This window comes from Streptomyces sp. NPDC030245 (assembly GCF_055572995.1).
This window is the reverse complement of sequence record NZ_JBVICF010000010.1, coordinates 120,813-139,207: the sequence shown is the minus strand read 5'-3', so window position 1 is coordinate 139,207 and position 18,395 is coordinate 120,813. Positions and strand designations below refer to the sequence as shown.

General features: G+C 70.3%; 14 protein-coding genes and 1 pseudogene. 11 read left to right on the top strand and 4 right to left on the bottom strand.

Going from position 1 to position 18,395, the window contains the following annotated elements:
• The first annotated feature begins 30 nt into the window (after nucleotides 1–30).
• The 5 genes from ACZ4Z4_RS25975 (at nucleotide 31) to ACZ4Z4_RS25955 (ending at nucleotide 8,404) form a co-directional block, all read left to right on the top strand.
• Entirely contained in the window at nucleotides 31–3,189 is a 3,159-nt protein-coding gene (locus ACZ4Z4_RS25975) for an AMP-binding protein (RefSeq protein ID WP_468331898.1), read from the top strand.
• Complete coding sequence (gene cmdF / locus ACZ4Z4_RS25970; protein WP_468331895.1) at nucleotides 3,186–4,805, top strand: tyrosine 2,3-aminomutase; 1,620 nt, start codon at nucleotides 3,186–3,188, stop codon at nucleotides 4,803–4,805. The genes ACZ4Z4_RS25975 and cmdF overlap by 4 nt, the downstream gene beginning before the upstream one ends.
• Nucleotides 4,806–4,859: 54 nt before the next feature.
• Nucleotides 4,860–6,389 (top strand): 4-hydroxyphenylacetate 3-hydroxylase family protein, encoded by a 1,530-nt coding sequence (locus tag ACZ4Z4_RS25965; protein WP_468331892.1) that lies wholly within the window; start codon nucleotides 4,860–4,862, stop codon nucleotides 6,387–6,389.
• Between the two features lie 139 nt (nucleotides 6,390–6,528).
• Nucleotides 6,529–6,885 (top strand): YciI family protein, encoded by a 357-nt coding sequence (locus tag ACZ4Z4_RS25960; protein ID WP_468331889.1) that lies wholly within the window; start codon nucleotides 6,529–6,531, stop codon nucleotides 6,883–6,885.
• A gap of 154 nt (nucleotides 6,886–7,039) precedes the next feature.
• Nucleotides 7,040–8,404 carry an FAD-binding oxidoreductase gene (locus tag ACZ4Z4_RS25955; protein ID WP_468331886.1) on the top strand — a complete coding sequence of 455 codons (1,365 nt, stop codon included), beginning with the start codon at nucleotides 7,040–7,042 and terminating at the stop codon, nucleotides 8,402–8,404.
• 88 nt (nucleotides 8,405–8,492) lie between these two features.
• On the opposite strand, the gene ACZ4Z4_RS25950 is transcribed toward ACZ4Z4_RS25955, so the two are convergent.
• Complete coding sequence (locus ACZ4Z4_RS25950; RefSeq protein WP_468331883.1) at nucleotides 8,493–10,622, bottom strand: molybdopterin oxidoreductase family protein; 2,130 nt, start codon at nucleotides 10,620–10,622, stop codon at nucleotides 8,493–8,495.
• Between the two features lie 299 nt (nucleotides 10,623–10,921).
• Between ACZ4Z4_RS25950 and ACZ4Z4_RS25945 the strand changes: the two genes are divergently transcribed.
• The 6 genes from ACZ4Z4_RS25945 (at nucleotide 10,922) to ACZ4Z4_RS25920 (ending at nucleotide 15,746) form a co-directional block, all read left to right on the top strand.
• Nucleotides 10,922–12,511, top strand: a complete 1,590-nt coding sequence (locus ACZ4Z4_RS25945) for a methyltransferase domain-containing protein (RefSeq protein ID WP_468331880.1) — start codon at nucleotides 10,922–10,924, stop codon at nucleotides 12,509–12,511.
• Between the two features lie 3 nt (nucleotides 12,512–12,514).
• Nucleotides 12,515–13,834, top strand: a complete 1,320-nt coding sequence (locus ACZ4Z4_RS25940) for an extracellular solute-binding protein (protein ID WP_468331877.1) — start codon at nucleotides 12,515–12,517, stop codon at nucleotides 13,832–13,834.
• Nucleotides 13,835–13,953: 119 nt separating this feature from the next.
• A complete protein-coding gene (locus ACZ4Z4_RS25935; RefSeq protein ID WP_468331874.1) occupies nucleotides 13,954–14,283 on the top strand; it encodes a PadR family transcriptional regulator in 330 nt (109 codons plus the stop codon).
• Complete coding sequence (locus ACZ4Z4_RS25930; RefSeq protein WP_468331871.1) at nucleotides 14,280–15,116, top strand: HD domain-containing protein; 837 nt, start codon at nucleotides 14,280–14,282, stop codon at nucleotides 15,114–15,116. Before ACZ4Z4_RS25935 ends, ACZ4Z4_RS25930 begins: the two co-directional genes overlap by 4 nt.
• Entirely contained in the window at nucleotides 15,110–15,388 is a 279-nt protein-coding gene (locus tag ACZ4Z4_RS25925) for a hypothetical protein (protein WP_468331868.1), read from the top strand. The genes ACZ4Z4_RS25930 and ACZ4Z4_RS25925 overlap by 7 nt, the downstream gene beginning before the upstream one ends.
• Nucleotides 15,389–15,515: 127 nt before the next feature.
• Nucleotides 15,516–15,746, top strand: a complete 231-nt coding sequence (locus ACZ4Z4_RS25920; RefSeq protein WP_468331865.1) for a hypothetical protein — start codon at nucleotides 15,516–15,518, stop codon at nucleotides 15,744–15,746.
• A gap of 162 nt (nucleotides 15,747–15,908) precedes the next feature.
• Here ACZ4Z4_RS25920 and ACZ4Z4_RS25915 read toward each other — a convergent pair whose 3' ends face one another.
• The 3 genes and pseudogenes from ACZ4Z4_RS25915 to ACZ4Z4_RS25905 form a co-directional block, all read right to left on the bottom strand.
• Nucleotides 15,909–16,091: a hypothetical protein gene (locus ACZ4Z4_RS25915; RefSeq protein ID WP_468332561.1), complete on the bottom strand. Its 183-nt coding sequence runs from the start codon at nucleotides 16,089–16,091 to the stop codon at nucleotides 15,909–15,911.
• A gap of 275 nt (nucleotides 16,092–16,366) precedes the next feature.
• Nucleotides 16,367–16,981 (bottom strand): hypothetical protein, encoded by a 615-nt coding sequence (locus ACZ4Z4_RS25910; RefSeq protein WP_468331862.1) that lies wholly within the window; start codon nucleotides 16,979–16,981, stop codon nucleotides 16,367–16,369.
• Between the two features lie 479 nt (nucleotides 16,982–17,460).
• Nucleotides 17,461–17,940, bottom strand: a pseudogene (locus ACZ4Z4_RS25905) (hypothetical protein).
• Between the last annotated feature and the right edge of the window lie 455 nt (nucleotides 17,941–18,395).

The following is an 18,395-nucleotide window of genomic DNA, read 5'->3' as shown; positions in this document are numbered from 1 at the left end:
ACCGTGCCGAGCGACTGATGGAGGCTGTCCATGACCGACCCCGCGTACCGGCACGTACCGGCGACCGAGGTGCAGCAAGGGCTGTGGCTGTTGCACGCGCTCGGCCAGGAGCCGGCCCCCCGATGCCGGACCTACCGGGTGATCGGTGACCTGGACGTGGCGGCACTGGCCAAGGCGTGGCGATCGCTCACGGACCGGCACGAACAACTGCGCTCGACGCTGGTCCTGCGGGACGGCGTACCGGTGCGCAAGATCTGGACGCGCCCCCCGGCGCGGGGATTTCGGCTGCGCGAGGCGGCCGGCGGCCCGGCCGGCCCCCACCGCGCCCCGGGCGGCGGCGAGCTCGATCCGGTGGGCGCGCCGACCGGGGCCCAGCTGACGGTCACACGCCGCGGCCCCCGGCAGTACCGGGTGCGCCTGGCGGTCCCCGCCGCGTTCGCCGACGAGGACTTCCTGGACACCCTGGTCGAAGAACTCTCCCAACTGTGCGCGGGCCAAGCCCTCCTGACAGACACCCTCCACGCCGGGGCGGCCGCCGCCGAAGCCGACCCCGCGCAGGCACTGGCCTGGTGGGTCGACGCGCTGACCCCGCTGCCGAGCGAACTTCCGCTGCCCGCGGACCACCCCCGCCCACCCCGGGCCTCGGGACGGTGGGGCGCGGTCAGCGCCCCGGCCGACCCGCAACTCGGCCGCGCCGTCGCACGCTTCGCCGAAACCAGCCGCAGCAGCCCGCCCGTCGTGATGCTCACCGCGCTCCAGATCCTCCTGCACCGCTACACCGGAGGCGACCGGGTCGCCGTCGCGATACCGGTCTGTCAGGGCGGGACGGACCCGGCGACGAACACCCTGATCCTGCCGGCCGACATCGCGGCGGACCACACCTTCACCGACCTCCTGGAACGCGGCACCGCGCTGGCCGCCGAGGCCATGGCACGGCGCACCGTCCCGCTGGCACGCGTGCTCGGCGCCCTGCCGGTCGTCCGCGACGCGCGGCGGGTACCGCTGGCCGATGTCGTGTTCGACTACCGGGGGCGGCCAAAACCGGTGCTGACCATCCCCGGCGCGGTCGTCGAACCCTGCCCCGAACACGCCGGCCCGGCACCGGCCGACCTGCTGCTGCGCGTCGACGACAGCGGCGGCGGACCGGCCATCACCCTGCTGTACGACGCGGACCAGTTCGAGCCGGAGACGGCCCGGATGATCCTGCGGCAGTTCCGTACCCTGCTGCGGCACGCCGTCCGGGCCCCGGAGACCACTGTCGGTGAGCTGACACTCGACAGTCCCGGCAGAGCGGCCCGCGCCGCCGGCGAGGCCGACCGGCGGGCCGAGGACAGGGCACCCGGACACACGGTCGTGGCGGCGATCAGCAGGCGCGCCGCGCAGGACCCGGACGCGGTGGCCGTCGACGCCCACGACGGCACACTGACCTACCGCACGCTGTACGCCACCGCGCTACGGGCCGCCCAGGAGCTGCGGGCCGCCGGGGTGCGGCCCGGTGACCCGGTGGTGGTACGGCTGCCGGTGGGGGCACGCCAGTACGTCGCACTGCTCGCGGTACTGGCGGCCGGCGCGCACCTGTGCTGGTTCGGCACCGCCGACAACGGAGACCGCGGCCGGACCGTCCTCGAAGGACTGAAACCAGTGGCGATGGTGGTGGCCCCCCGGACCACCGCACCCACAGAAGCCGCCGCCCCCGACGAACTCCTCGACTGGTACCGCACCACCATCGGCGGCCGGATCCTCACGCTGGAGGAGCTGGACCCGGCGCCGCGCCCACCCGCCCTTCCCGCACCGCCCCCGGGCCTGAGCGACCGCGCCTACGTCGCCTTCACCTCCGGCACCACCGGCGTCCCGAAAGGCATCGCCCACACGCACGCCACCCTCGCGCAGTTCACCACGTGGATGGCCACCGAGTTCGAGATCGGACCCGGCGTACGCGTCGCGCAATGGGTGGCCGCCGAGCACGACCCCGCCCTGGCCGAGACCTTCGCCACGCTCACCTCGGGCGCCACGCTGTGCCCGACGCCCGAGAAGATCCGCGCCCACCCCGAACGGCTCCTGGACTGGCTGGCCGCCGAACGCATCGGCGTACTCCAGACCGTACCGAGCTTCGCCCGCGAACTGCTCCGCGTCCTCACCCAACGCCGCTGCGCCGAACGACTGGGCACACTCAAGACCCTGCTGCTGATGGGCGAAGCACTGCCCGGCGAACTCGCCGAAGGGCTGCTGGCCGCGCTGCCACTGGTCCGCATCACCAACCTCTACGGCCCGACCGAGACCGTCGCCGCGACCTGGCACCCGGTACGCCGGCGGACAGCACACCCCACCGCCCCACCGGCCGCTACACCGGTCACACCGGCCGCCGCCCCGGTCCCCATAGGACGCCCCATCCCCGGCCGCGGCGTCCTCATCGTCGACCCGTCAGACCGCCTCTGCCCCGCAGGTGTCACCGGCGAACTGGTCATCACCGGGCCCTACGTCGCCGACGGCTACCTCGCCGACCCCGGCCACACCGCCTTCACCCGCCACCCGGCCACCGACGCACCCTGCTACCGCACCGGCGACCTCGCCCGCCGCCGCCCCGACGGCACCCTCGAATACCGCGGCCGCAAGGACAGCCAGATCAAGCTCTACGGCAGCCGACTGGAACTCACCGACGTCGAAGCAGCCCTGACCGCGCACCCCACCGTCGCCGACTGCGCCGTCCTCGCCACCACCGACCGCGACGGCCTGCCCGCCCGCCTGGTGATCTGCGTCGTCCCCCACCAGCCCTCCGACGGCCGGCCACCGGGCTCACCCAACCAGTGGCGCACCCACCTGCGCCGACGCTTCGGCCACGCGCTGCTCCCGGCCCTGTACCGCACCCTGGACCGTCTCCCGCGCACCGTCACCGGCAAGGTCGACCGCGCCCAACTGGCCCGCACCGTCACCGCCGCCGAACGCGACGCGGCGGCCCGGCGCCCCGCAGCCGGCACCGAGGCCGACCTCGCCGCGCTCTGGAGCAGCCTGCTCGGCGCACCGCCGGACCATGTCGACCAGAGCTTCTTCTCCGCGGGCGGCACCTCCCTGCTGGTCCCGCAACTGCTGCACCAAGTGCACCGGCGCTTCGCGGCCCGCGTGAGCGTCCCCCAGTTCTACGCCCACCAGAGCCTGGCAGCCCTGGCGGCTCTGATCGACCGAACCCGATGAAGGAGCACCCCGTGCCCACCACCCCCGTCAGCACCCCCGCCGTCCTGGACGGTGAAACACTCGACATCCCCGCCGTCCGGCGCGTGGCCGAACAGCGGGCCCAGGTGACGCTGACACCCCAGACACTGGCCAAAGCCGGCAAGAGCCGCGCCGTGTTCGAGGACGTGGTCCGTGCCGGAACCCCGGTCTACGGCGTCACCACCGGCTACGGCGAAATGATCTACATGCTCGTCGACCCCTCGCGGGAAACCGAACTCCAGACCAACCTCGTCCGCAGCCACAGCGCCGGCGTCGGCCCCCTCTTCCCCCACGACCAGGCACGTGCCATCGTCACCGCACGCCTGAACGCCCTGGCAAAAGGCTACTCGGCGGTCCGGCCGGAAATCCTGGAGCGACTGGCCCTGTACCTCAACAACGACCTGATCCCCGCGATCCCGGAGATCGGCTCGCTGGGCGCCAGCGGAGACCTGGCACCGCTGGCACACGTCGCCGCCACCCTCATCGGCGAAGGCTACTTCCTGGGCCCGGACGGCCCGCGGCCCACAGCACCGGTGCTGCGCTCGCTCGGCATCACACCGCTGGAACTGAAGTTCAAGGAAGGCCTGGCACTGATCAACGGCACCTCGGCGATGACCGGACTGGGCGCGCTGATCATCGACCGGTCGCTGGAGCAGGTACGGCACGCCGAGATCGTCTCGGCACTGCTCGTGGAGACGATGCGCGGATCGATGGCACCCTTCCAGCCCGAGGGCCACGACATCGCCCGCCCGCACCCCGGCCAGATCGACACCGCCGCGAACATGCGGGCCCTGCTGCGCGGCAGCGAACTCACCATGGAACACGCCGACCTGCGCCGGCAGGTCGCCGCCGCCAAGGAGGACAAGGACGTCACCCGGACCGAGATCTACCTCCAGAAGGCCTACTCGCTGCGCGCGATGCCACAGGTCCTCGGCAGCGTCCGGGACACCCTCACCCACGCCACCGCCCGGGTACACACCGAGCTCAACTCCGCGAACGACAACCCCCTGTTCTTCGAGGACCACGAGGTCTTCCACGGCGCGAACTTCCACGGCCAGCCCGTGGCCTTCGTCATGGACTTCACCACGATCGCCCTGACCCAGCTCGGCGTGCTCGCCGAACGGCAGCTCAACCGGGTCCTGAACCGGCACCTCAGCTACGGCCTGCCGGAATTCCTGGTGGCCGGCGACCCGGGCCTGAGCAGCGGGTACGCCGGAGCACAGTACCCGGCCACCGCCCTGGTCGCCGAGAACCGCACGATCGGCCCCGCCAGCACCCAGAGCGTGCCCTCCAACGGCGACAACCAGGACATCGTCAGCATGGGGCTGATCGCGGCCCGCAACGCCCGCCGGGTCCTGACCAACAACCAGCACATCCTGGCCGTGCAGTACCTGGCCGCGGCCTCGGCGGTGGACGTCTCCGGACGCTACGAGGGCCTGGGACCGGCCGGCCGCGCCGCCTACGACGCGGTGCGCTCCCTGGTGCCGCCACTGCACCAGGACCGCTACATGGCCGACGACATCGAGACGGTCGCCGCCGCCCTGACCCGAGGGGAGTTCATCACCGCCGTCGAGGACCGCGGCGTGGAACTGCTGTGACACCGCCGTCCGCCGGCCCCGGGCCCGGCGGACCGACAGGAGGGCAGGACAACCATGGCCACTCGGCCCATGACCGGCCAGGAGTACGTGGAAAGCCTCCGCGACGCCCGCGCGGTCTACGTGTACGGCGAACGCGTCAAGGACATCACGACCCACCCGGCGTTCCACAACCCGGTGCGCATGACCGCCCGGCTCTACGACGCCCTGCACGACGACCGCCACCGCTCCGTCCTGACCTGCCCGGTCGACGGCGGCGGCGACGGATACACCCACCGCTTCTTCACCACGCCGCGCAGCGCCGATGACCTGGTCGCCGCACAGGGCGCGATCGCGGCCTGGGCCCGGATGAGCTACGGCTGGATGGGCCGCAGCCCCGACTACAAGGCGTCCTTCCTCGGCACCCTCGGCGCCAACGCCGACTTCTACGGGCCCTACGCCGACAACGCCCGGCGCTGGTACCGCGAGTCGCAGGAGAAAGTCCTGTTCTGGAACCACGCCATCGTGCATCCGCCGGTGGACCGCGACCGGCCGCCGGACGAGGTCGCCGACGTCTTCGTGCACGTCGAGACCGAGACCGACGCGGGACTCGTCGTCAGCGGCGCCAAGGTGGTCGCCACCGGCTCGGCACTGGCCCACTACAACTTCATCGCCCACTACGGCCTGCCGATCCGCAAACGCCAGTTCGCCCTGGTGGCCACCGTGCCGATGGACGCCCCCGGCGTGAAACTGATCTGCCGGCCCTCCTACACCGCGACCGCGGCCGTGGCCGGCAGCCCCTTCGACTACCCGCTCTCCTCACGGCTGGACGAGAACGACACCATCCTCGTGATGGACAAGGTGCTCATCCCCTGGGAGAACGTCTTCATCTACGGAGACCTGGGCAAGGTGCAGATGTTCACCGCCCGCTCGGGCTTCCCCGAGCGGTTCACCTTCCACGGCTGCATCCGCCTCGCGGTGAAGCTGGAGTTCCTCGCCGGCCTGCTCTCCAAAGCACTTCAGGTCACCGGCGTACGCGACTTCCGCGGCGTGCAGAGCCGCCTGGGAGAGGTACTGGCCTGGCGCAACCTCTTCTGGGGACTGTCCGACGCGGCCGCCCGCAACCCGCTGCCGTGGAAGGACGGAGCGGTCCTGCCCAACGCGGACTACGGAATGGCCTACCGGTGGTTCATGCAGATCGGATACCCGCGCATCCGGGAGATCATTTTGCAGGACGTGGCCAGCGGACTGATCTACGTCCCCTCCAGCGCCGAGGACTTCCACAACCCGCAGACCCGGCCCTACCTGGACAAGTACGTCCGCGGCTCGGGCGGGACCACGGCCGTGGAACGGGTCAAGCTCATGAAGCTGCTGTGGGACGCGATCGGCAGCGAGTTCGGCAGCCGGCACGAACTGTACGAACGCAACTACTCGGGCAACCACGAGAACACCCGGGTCGAGCTCTACACCAGCCAGCTGGCCTCCGGCCAACTGGCCGGCTACGAGGAGCTCGCCGAACAGTGCATGTCCGAGTACGACCTGAACGGCTGGACGGTCCCCGACCTGGAGTCCTTCCCGGACCTGAAAAACCTGATCAACCGGCCCTGACACCACGGCACACCCCGGCACGCCGGAAAACCCGGCGCCCCCGGCAAAAAGCTCTCCCCACGATGTCCTCTTCCCCAAGACGGCTCCGACCTATAGGCAGAAGCGTCCGCACCGGACGCCGATCACAAGGAGCCCGACCATGAAGTACATGCTGCTGATCAACCTGGACCCGAAGGTCACCGAGGCACAGACCCAGGAGGAGCAGGCCGCCGTGGGCGCCGCCCACGGCAAGCTGATGGACGTCCTCAAGGAAGCCGGCGAGTTCGTCGCCGCGGAGGCCCTGGGCGAGCCGGCCCAGACCACCGTGGTCCGGGTACGCGACGGCAAGACAGCCACCTCCCAGGGCCCGCTCGTCGAAGCCGAGCAGTACTTCTGCGGCTACTACATCGTCGACGTCGCCGACAAGGAGCGTGCGATCGAACTCGCCGCCATGATCCCCGACGCCCAGTGGTCCGCCGTCGAGGTCCGCCCGTTCTTCGTGCCCGAAGAGGGCTGACACGCCGGTCGAGCCCGGCTGGCGGCGGCCGTCTCCGCCGCCGGCGCACCGCGCGCCGAGGCATGTCCTGATCCACGTCTCGGCGCCGACTGACAGGTGTAGGAAGAGGAGCGCGCCGACGGGTGCTGCTCGACCAAAGAAGAAAGAGACCAACATGAACAGCGACTTGGACCCCGCGGACATCGCCTGCCTGCGGGCCGAAATCACCGGCGAGGTGTACGTGCCGGGCGACGAGGGATACGACGAACTCACCGATCTGATCGTCCACACCGGGCACCCGGCCGTGATCATCCGAGTCCGCGACAACGACGACGTGGCCCGCGGCATAGCTTTCGCGGTCGAACACGATCTGGAGATCTCCACCCGCAGCGGCGGACACAGCAACGCCGGCTTCAGCACCAACGTCGGCGGCATGGTCCTGAACCTGGCACTCCTGGACTCCGTCGAGGTGATCGACGAGTCCAAGCGCCTGGTCCGCCTCGGCGCCGGCGCGCAGTGGGAGCAGGTCGCCGACGCGCTGGCGCCGCACGGCTGGGCCTTCACCTCCGGCGACACCACCAGCGTGGGCGTCGGCGGCCTGCTGGTCGGCGGCGGCATCGGCTGGCTGGCCCGCCAGTACGGCCTGGCCCAGGACAGCCTCGTGGCCGCGGAAGTCGTCACCGCCGACGGCCGCACCCGCACCGCCAGCGCCAAGAAGAACCCGGACCTGTTCTGGGCGATCCGCGGCGGCGGCGGCAACTTCGGCGTGGTGACCTCCTTCACCGTGGTGGCACAGCCGGTCCCACAGGTCTTCTTCGGCCAGATCTCCTTCGCACCCGAGGAGACCGAAGCCGTCCTGCGCGGCTGGGCGGCCCACATGGAATCCGCCCCCGAGGAGCTCACCGCCACCGCCATGTGCTGGCCCACCTTCGGCGAGGCCACCCCGCCCCTGGCCATCGTGGTCTGCTACGCCGGCGGCGACGAAGCGGCCGCCAAGGCAGCCATCGACCCCATCCGCAAACTCGGCACCGTCGTGGACGACCAGGTACGCCTGATGCCCTACGGCGACGCCCTCCAGCCCGCGAGCGACCTTCCCCCCGGCTGGCGCCCACGGGTCCGCAACCGCCTCACCCCGGCCCTCACAGAGGACCTCGCCACCACGATCCTCACCGAACAGGCCAACCTCGAGAACCTGTACGTCGAGATCCGCAGCATCGGCGGCGCCCTGAGCCGGGTCCCGCAGGATGCGACCGCCTTCCCCCACCGCTCCACCCAGGCGATGGTCATGGGCGTCCTGCTCGGCACGCCCGAGGGCAACGAGCCGCTGCTGCCCGCCTACGAAGCGTTCTGGTCCGCGCTGGCCCCCTCGATGTCCGGCGCCTACAGCGGCTTCCTGAGCGACATCCTCCCGGCGGACGTCGACGCGGTGTACCCGCAGCAGGTGTACCGAAAGCTGGCGGTGGTCAAGCGCAAGTACGACCCCTGCAACATCTTCCACCTGAACGTCAACATCATTCCGGCCGAAACCGACCAGGACTGACCCCGCTCACTCACGACTCGCGGCGCCGTGCATCACGCACGGCGCCGCTCGGCGTTCAGAGCCTGTGTCATGACACAGGCTCTCACCCTCACACCGGCAGCACTTCCACCGGCACCCCGTTGAACACCGCGTTCCCCGACACCGGGTCCACCACCAGCTCATCGGTCAGCGCATTGGCGTTGACACCCGCGTTCTGACGCGCCACCGTCTGCCCGCTGTCCTCGTGACCCCAGCCGTGCGGCAGGCTCACCACCCCCGGCATGACCGTGTCGGTGGCCTCCACCAGCACCTCGACCTCCCCGGCCGCGGACCGCACCCGCGCCCGCTTGCCCAGCCCGAAGCGGGCCACGTCCCGCGGATGGATGTGCAGCGTGCACCGGTTGCTGCCACCGACCAGCGAGGCCACGTTGTGCATCCAACTATTGTTCGACCGCAGGTGCCGGCGCCCGATCAGCACCATCTCAGGAGCCGGATCCCGCAACCGCCCCAGCAGCCGCGGCACATCGGCGGCCAACGCCGCCGGCGCCACATCCACCTTCCCCGACACGGTGCACAAGATCTCCTCCAGCCGCGGCCGCAACGGGCCCAGGTCCAGACCGTGCGGAGCCTGCCGCACCGCCTCCAGCGACAGCCCGTAGGACCCCAGCTTCAGCAGCGCATCCAGCATCCGCTCGGTCCCGTCCGCGCCGTCCAGCCCCTCACGCAGCTCCGGTGCGGCCGCGAGCAGCTGCCCCAGCAGCATCTCCTCACCCGCCTCCGGGCCCACCTCGGGACCCTCACCACCCAGGATCAGCAACAGCTGCGCCAAGATCGCGGCCTCCGAACGCTGACCGTCGCCCAACGGCAGCACCGGCGGGGAGTAACGCGCGTAATTGCGGACCATGATGATCTGCACCAGGAAGTCGAAGTGCGGGCTCTGCAAGATTCGCGGCGGCGGCAGGATCACGTTCGCGTGCCGCGTCGTCTCATTCAGGTACGGATCGACGCAGACCATGAAGTCCAGCCCCGCCAGAGCCCGCGCCAAGCGCGGCGCGCCCGGCGCGGACAGCGCCGGATTGCCCCCCACCGTGACCAGCGCCCGCACCTGTCCCTCTCCGGGCGTCTCGATCTCATCGGCCATCGTGGCCACCGGAAACTCACCCAGAACCTCCGGCAGGCCACGCACTCGGCTGTGCCACGCGCCGGTGGCGAACGGCTGCCCACTGCGGAAGATCTCCAGCCCCGCGGTCTTGGCGAACATGACACCGCCGGGCCGGTCCAGATTTCCCGTCAGCACATTGATGACATCCACCAGCCACTGCGCCGTCGTACCGAACTCGGCGGTGCAGGTCCCGATCCGGGCGTAGACGCACGCGGACGGCGCCGCCGCCACCTCCCGCGCCAGCCGCACCGTCGTCGCCGCCGGCACCCCGCACGCCCGCTCCACCGCCTCCGGCGTGAAATCGCCCGCCAGCGAGCGGAGTTCGGGCAGCCCGGTGACCTCCATGTCCACCGAGACCAGCCCCTCGGCGAACAGCGTGTGCACGATGCCGAACAACAAATACGCATCCGTCCCCGGGCGGATGAACAGGTGCTCGTCAGCGAGCTCGGCCGTACGGGTGCGCCGCGGATCGACGACCACGACCTTGCCGCCGCGCCCCTGCACAGCCCGCAGCCGGCCCTTGAAGTCCGGCGCCACACACAGCGAGCCGTTGGACTCCACCGGGTTCGCCCCGAGAATCAGCATGTAGTCGGTGCGGTCCAGATCCGGGACGGCCACGGCCATCGGATCCCCGAACATCAGCCCGCTGGCGACGTGCTTGGGCATCTGGTCCACGGTGCTGGCCGAGTACACGTTACGGCTGCCCAGGACCTGGGTCAGCGGCTGCCGGTAGAGGAACCCGGCCATGGTGTGGAACGTCGGGTTGCCGAAGTACAGCGCCACGGCGTCGCGGCCGTGCGCCGCCATGGCCGCACCGAGCCCACGGTGCACCTCGGCGAACGCCTCCTCCCAACTGGCGGGCCGCAACTGCCCATCGACCCGGACCAACGGACGCGTCAACCGGTCCGGGTCCTCGTCGAGTTGACCCAGCGCCGCCCCCTTCGGGCAGAGGAAACCCTTGCTGAACGGGTCCTCCCGGTCACCCTCGACCCGCAGTACGGAACCGGCGTCGTCCAAAGTCAGCCGTAACCCGCAAGACGTCTCGCACAGTGGGCAAGTCCGCAGCGCAGTCCTCATGCTCGCTCCCGAGTTCAAAGGTGGGCCAACGCCCCAGGCACAGCCCCCAGACGCAGCGGCGCAGGCACAGCCCCCAGGCGCAGCGCTCAGGCCACCGCCGGCCAGGCCGCGCGGACCACGCCGGCGGGACAAGCGGACCCAAGCCGCCGCACGGCCCCATCGCCCCAGACGCTAGCAACGGCACGCCGCCGGCCCTTCTCGCTGCATGCGCAGGAACACCGAGGTTGGGCACTCCCGAAGATGCCGGCCACCACCGGCCAGGCAATCGTGGGCACACACCCGCAAAGGAGAGGATCTCCATGCCCCCGAACGCCGAGCCGGCCACCGCCACCGCCGCCGGACCGCTGACCGCCTTTCGCGAAGCAGACTCCGAAGCGCTGGCCGAGGCGTTCCACCGCCTGGTCGCCACACTCTGGACCGACGGCGCACTGAACGATCCCGCCTCGGCACGACAAGCCGTCCCCGGCCTCCTGGCCGCCTGGAACGACACCACCGCCACACACCGCGGTTATCTCGCCCTCACCCTCGGCCTCCTCGTCGAAGCCGAATACCCGGCGCTCGACGGCCCCATCGCCACCGCCGTACGACACGGCCTGGACCCCCTCCTCGACGAGGTCCGCGGCACCACCACCGTCACACCACTCACCCTCGCACTGCTCTATCTGCTCTCCCACTTCCCCGACGACCGCGCCCGCGTCCACAGCGCGTTCAGCGGCGTACCCCTGGACCCCGACGACCGCACCCGGCTGGAGCGCGGCCTGACCCGGCTCAACCACCTCGACCCCGACCTGGGCCGAGCCTGGCCCTCCCCGCACGACTGGGACATCGACGAACAGGAACGGGACTTCGACCGCGCCTGGATCAGCACCCTGACACCCCAACAGATCACCGCGACCTGGGACGACGACACCCGCACCCTGTGGGCCACGGCCGGCGCCAAAGCCCTGTGGTCAGTGACCGCCGACCGCATGCCCACCCCGGTCCTCGACCAGAACCCGTACTGGTCCGCCCCGCACCACCCGGCAGTCACCACCGACCCCACCACCTTCACCCGCCACGCCACCACACTGCGCTGCCCCTCCTGCCACAGCGCCCTCACCTACCAGCACAACGGCGCACACTGCCAGGGCTGCGCCACCCGCTACCCCCTCATCCTCGGCGGCATCCTCGACCTGTCCCGCCGGGAGCACTCCGGCGCCGGCGTCAGCGACACCACCGAAGACATCGACGCCGACGTGCTCCAGAACGCCGCCGTCATGAGCACCGTCGGCCAACACTACGAAACCGGGCTGCGCCCCGCCTTCCTGCGCGTCATGGGCCAGAACTGGGACGGCCACATCACGCCGGCCATCGAGGACGCCTACATAGCCGACCGGCTGCGCGCGGCCGCCGCCCACACCGATGCCCCCGTCCTGGACCTCGCGGCCGGCGCCGGCCGCTGGACCTGGGTGGTCACCGACGCCGTGGGCGCCGACCGCGTCATCGCCCTGGACCTCAACGACGCGATGCTCCACTGGCTGCGCGGCCGGCTGCCCCACGTGACCGCCGTCCGGGCCAACGCCCTTGAACTGCCCGTCGCCGACAACAGCCTGACCGCCGTCAACTGCTGGAACGCCCTCCAGGCGATGCCGGACGCGGCCCAGGCACTCGCCGAGATCGGCCGCTGCCTGAAACCGGGCGGCATCCTGACCCTGATGACCTTCCGCTGGGCCGACGACCCGGTGTACCGCTACTTCCAGCGCTCACACATCTTCCCCGCCCGCCCCGAGGGCTACCTGCTCTTCGAGCCGCAGGAGATCCGGTCCTGGCTGGCCGCCGCCGGTCTGAGCGTCATCGAGGAGTCCGGCTCGGGCACGTTCGTGTTCCTCACCGCGAAGCGAGAGGGCTGAGACGTGGCAGCCGGCAACCGCACCGTCGTCGACATGCTGCTCGCCGACCACCCCTTCGAAGGCTTCCTGGACCCCGTACGCCGACGCGCCGCGGAGTTCGGCACAGCACACCCCGAGTACGAGATCCGCATCTCGACCTACCGGTACTGGACCCGGACCGGCCGCGAGGACTTCATCAAAACCCTGGACCAAGGCCGCGTACCGGCCCTCGTCGACGTCTACTTCACCGAGACCCAGCACGCCCGCGACGCCCGCGCCGCGACCGGCGGCCCCCTGTTCACCCCGGTAGAGCGAGCCCTCAACGCACGCCGGGAGATCCTCGGCGAGCCAGTGGTCCTCGACGACCTCGTCGACAGCGCCCGCCGCTATTACAGCTACGACGGCGAACTGGTCTCGATGCCCTTCAGCGTCTCCACCGGCCTGCTGTACGCGAACATGACGATGCTGCGAGCAGCCGGAATCACCGAGGTACCCCAGGACTGGGACAGCCTGGAGACCGCTTGCAGAGCCCTCGTACAAGCCGGCAACGGCCCCTCGCACGCCATCACCTGGGCCATCGACGGCTGGTTCTTCCAGGGCGCCGTATGCCAGCAGGGCGGCCTGCTGGCCGACCACGCCAACGGCCGCTCGGGCCGGGCCCAGAAAGTGGATTTGGCCTCCGACGAGCTCCTGGCCTGGACCACATGGTGGCAGCGGCTGCACAGAGACGGCCTGTACCTGCACACCGGTGCCGCCCAGGACTGGGCGGGAACCTTCAAGGCGTTCACCGAAGGCCAGGTGGCCTTCCTCTGCAACTCCTCCGTCATGGCCCAGCCCGTGGTCTCGGCCGCAACACAGGCCGGCATCGACGTCGCCGCCGCCGGCCTGCCCCACAACGCCGCCGTACCGTACGCCGGCGACATCCTGGGCGGCGACTCCCTGTTTCTGGCCTCCGGCCTCCCACCGGAAGTGGAGGACGGCGCACTGGCATTCCTCCAATACCTGCTCAACCCGGCAAGCGCCGCCGCCTGGCACAAGTCCAGCGGCTTCATGCCGACCACCCGCGGCGCACACCGCCTACTGGAAACAGAAGGCTGGTTCACCCACAAGCCACACCACCTTGAAGCCACGAAACAACTCGACGCCTCCAACGGAACCCCAGCCGCAACCGGCGCCCTCCTCGGCGAACTCGCCACCACCCACACCGACCTGATCCAGGCGATGACGGACGTACTGGAACAGGGCACCGACCCCGCAAAACGCTTCGCACAGGCCACAGACACGGCACAACAACGACTGGACGCCTACAACAGACGCGTCGCGATGGGCCCTGCGACGCTGTAGGCAGTGAACCGAGGGCCGACGAGGACCGACCAGGGCCAACACACCCGACACCCCGCGCCCCCAAACCCTAGACAGGCCATATATAGCCTATGTAGAGTACGAGTATGAGTAGTCTGCGCATGACCCTGCAGACCCAACTGGTGCTGCGGGCCTTGCTGGAAGACCCCGCCAGACAGCGCTACGGCCTCGAGCTGTGCGAGCTGGCGGGACTGCCGTCGGGCACGATCTATCCGATCCTGGCCCGCCTGGAACAAGTCGGCTGGGTGGACAGCACCTGGGAAGACCCCGCCGTACACGAGGAAGCCGGCCGCCCGCGTCGTCGCTTCTACCGGATCACCGAGGACGGCGCCGAGCACGCACGGGACGCCCTCGCCCGCGCCTACCGCGCCCGCAAACAGCCCCTGCCGGGCTGGGCCGCCCGCCCGATCGCGGACGGGGGAGTGTCATGAGGGCCCGGCGCCGGTCAGCGCCCCGACCGAGCAAGCGCCGCTCCGCCGCCCCGTCCCTGGACGACATCCTGGCCGTCGTCCGTAAGCACCACCCGGACGCCGACACCTCGCTCATCCAGCACGCCCACGATGAGGCCGCCGTCTGGCACGCGGGCCAAACCCGCCGCAGCGGCGACCCGTTCCTCACCCACTGCCTCACCGTCGCCGGCATCGTCGCCGACATCGGCATGCCGGCCCCCGTGATCTGCGCGGCTCTGCTGCACGACGTTGAGGACAGTCCCTGCCCGCCGGACCGCGTGGCCGAGCACTTCGGACAGGAGACCGCCGATCTGATCGCAGCCGTCCGCACCGCGAAGCTCAGCACGATCCCACTCGCCGCCCTCCACTTCGGCACAGCAAGGCCGGCGGGGCTCCAGCCCACGCGTGAGGAGGCCGTGCTGGCCATTCGCCTCGCCGACCGGCTGCACAACATGCGCACCATAGAGTTCGTCGCCCCGACCAGGCGTTACCGCGTCGCCCGTGAAACCGTCGATGTCATCGCACCGTTGGCACGCGCGGCAGGCCTGACCGACGTGAGCCGGGAACTGCACGACCTCTCCTCGGGCGTCCTCCAGCCCACATCCACCACCGCGGTCACCACACGCACGCTGTCCATGCTGACCCTGCTGCTTCCCGCGCCGACACGCGCACGGTGGCGCGAGGAATGGCACGCCGAAATCGCCACCCTCCCCACCCGCCGCACCCGTACCCGCTTCACTCTCCGAGTCCTGCGCAGCACCCTCAGGCTGTCGTGGACACTGCGCCGAACAGCCTTTAGGGAACGACCATGGTGAGCACCGCTGCCCGCATCGGCAGCGTGGTGGGTGCGGCGGCCGCTTTCGCCCTCGCCGCGGCCCGTGGCGGCCTGTCCGCCTGGACGGCCGGAACTCTCACGGCAGGAACCCTTGTCCTGGTCGCGGTCGTCCTGTTCATCCCCAGCGAGACGCCGGCCCGCCGACTGAGTCAGCTGATCAAGGCATGGCGCGGCCCCGCCGAAGATTCCGCCAGGCCCGAGCCGGTCCAGCCCCCTGCGGCTCCACCCCCGCTCTCTCCAGACGGCAGATGACAGGCGGCCCGGTCCCGCGAGACGCGCACTGCCGTTCACCACTTGCCTCCGCGAGCCGGAGCCGCAATCCAGGGCGACCCTCCGCACCGCCCTGGGCGGCAAACGCCGTCTGCACGACAGCGTCGGCATGGCCATGAGCCTGGACGTACTGGCTTGTGCGTACGTTGCCTGTGACCACGCCGAACAGGCCGCCCGCATCCTGGGCATCGGCGAACAGGTCTGGCACACCCTCGGCACCCCCAGATGGGCTCACCCGAACTCGTCGCTGCCCGCACAGCATGCGAGCACCAAGCCCGCCGCCTCCTCGGAAAAAACTCCTTCGAGACCGCATTCGACGCCGGATACACCACCGACCTGAACACCGGCATCACCAAAGCCCTCACCCCACCAGACACCCCCCGCCCCCACAGCCTGACCGCCCGCGCCTCCTCGTCATGCTCCCGGACAGACACGGCCCCCAGGCACCGGTACGCGCCGCTGCCACATCTGGCTGCTTGCCTGCCGGACCACTTCGACTCGTCTAACTCTTCTGTCGCCTGCGCCCCGCACGGGTGAGATACAGCGCACCGGCCGACGCCAGCATCAGCAGGCCACTGGCCACGCTGACCAGCGTCTCCCGCATGCCCTCGAAGAGGAAGCTGCTGGAGACGTTCACAGGGACAGCGACGGCAAGCAGGGCCCAGAGCAGAGGCTTCATCTTCACGAGGGCTGCTGTCCTTCGGCCGGGAGCGGGGCGTTTCCTGGATCGATTATCCAGCGCGGAACACGTGCCCAGGCTGATCAATTGTCCATGCCCCATACCGGACAACGCCCAGTAGCACCGCCAGGACAATCAACGCCGCCTGCGCCACCGCCAGGCACGGCAGGGCGCGCCCCAGCGCGCTGAAGCTGAGCGCCACATTCCGTGTGGCTGCCACCTGGTCGGCGATCGAGTGCCGCAGAGCAGCAAGCACCTGTGTGCGGTGGCTGAGAGCCGTTTCAGGAGAAACCGGCCCCCACGCCGTCGAGCCGCACCAGGGCGAGTCCGGGCGCTTCTGCGTCCGTGATCAGTGTGGGCGATGCCGTCACCCCGCTTGAGCTCCTACTCGAGGTGCCGTCCGAAAAGCTGACGGAGGAACACGTCGTCCTCGGGGTCGGTGACGTCGCCGTCGATGCCGTCTCGCTGGACGATGGCAGGGTCAAGTCGATCGCCCGGGTCGCCTGGCCCGCCTGCCCGCTCTCGGCGTCCCGGGGACGGCTGGGCGTGATCATCAGCGCGCACGCACTGTGGTTGGCCACATCGATGAGCGTGGTCAGCTCCTTGGCGGTGGGCCGGCCGTCGTCGCCGCGGGCCAGAATTCGCAGCAGCGTGGTGTCTGCCTGGGTCACCTGTCCCGGCCGCAGCACGACCTCGCGCCCGCCATGGGGCAGCGGCGGGGCGGAGGCCAGAGCGGCCCGGGCCCGTGTCGGCTGGCCCAGGGCATCCCCAGGGCATCGGCCCCGCTCCTGGCCCGCTGCCGAGAGCTCCGCCGGCTGCGGAGCGGGCAAGCGGGACCACACCGCGATGTCCTCCGCCACCATCCCCGCGGCGACGGCTGCGGTGGCGGCGCCCACCAGGGCGGTTGAGCAGGGCGGCACTCGCTTCGTCTGGCCAGTTGAGCATCGACCGGGCAGGTCCCCGGGGGACAGCTACCGGTCGAGGTCGGCGTGTATCCCGCGCAGCTTCAGCCGGGCCTGCAGGAACTCCATCTCCGGCAATGTCCCCACCAGGCCCTCGTGGCTCAGTTCCCTGACCAGCTGGCGAGCCTGCGACAGCGAGGCCTCTGAAACCTCCCGAAGGACCTTCAAAGCTGGAAGGAGGCTGGGAACCGAACCGACCAACCGCAGTCTGCTGGGCTCGTGCGCTGCGAGCAGAGCCTCCCGGACATCCTCAGGCGCTGGCTCTGGACCGGCATGCTCACACATGTAGGCACCGCAGGACCCGCAAGAGAACTCCGAGTCCCACCACAACTCATCGCGAAGAATGAACTGGTTCACCCGCCGCACCGCCATGCTGCCGCACTCGCAAGGCGATGCGATCCTCGCTGTCCGACTCACTCGGGCTCCCCGATGTTCCACTCCCGCGGCAGATCCTCACCGCAGAAGACGCAGACGAAGTCCTCCTCCCGCACGATGTTGAGCTCCCGGCAGGAGCAACATCGGCGGAAGACCACTTCGTGCGTGAACCCGGACGGCCGCTGGATCCCGATCCGGTCCAGGGCCGCGGCCACGGCCGGCCATGAGCTGACGTCCGGGCAGTAACCGGTCGACTGGTTACTGACCTCCTCGACCACCCACCGCCCGGCCTCCTCACAAAAGCTCATCTCACCGGCGCTCAGCACCTCGCCGCCACCGGCACACACCACGTGCTCGCTGCGGCGCGCAGCCAGCCGCAGCACCCCGCCGCCATCGACGACGAACGTGAACGGCTCGGCCAACTCATCCTCGGGCATCGCCGAAACCTACTCGCCGAACTCCGCCGCCGAGCGGATGCTCCGACCATCACCCCCACCCGCCCGAACGAGCGCCTTCAGACCAGCCGGACCCACATACCGATACCTCCGCCCCCACGTCTCCACGCACACCAACCTAGTGGCTCACACAGCCAGGGCCTGGGGAACTGCGCCCGGGTGCAGACCGTGACCGCTGCCAGGACGAGGCAGCGGCCTCGGTGACAGCTCGAACTCGAGGGCGACGAGGCCTTTGAGCTCGTCTGCGAGGCCGTGCCCCCTCCGCCTTCACGCCCAGCGCTCACCCGATGTCGCCACCCCGGGCCACCGTCCGATACAGTAGATCTTGAACTGGTCGCCACAACACGCGGTGTCCGGTGATGCGTTGGTGGTCCAAGGAAAGACGCCCCGCTTCCTGCGGGGAAATGCAGGTGCAAGGCCTGCCCGGCGCTCGATCAGAGGCCCGTACACGCACAGCGTGTACGGGCCTCTTGCCTTGTGATGCTGCGGGCCCCGTCCAGTGGCGGCCTACGGTCTAC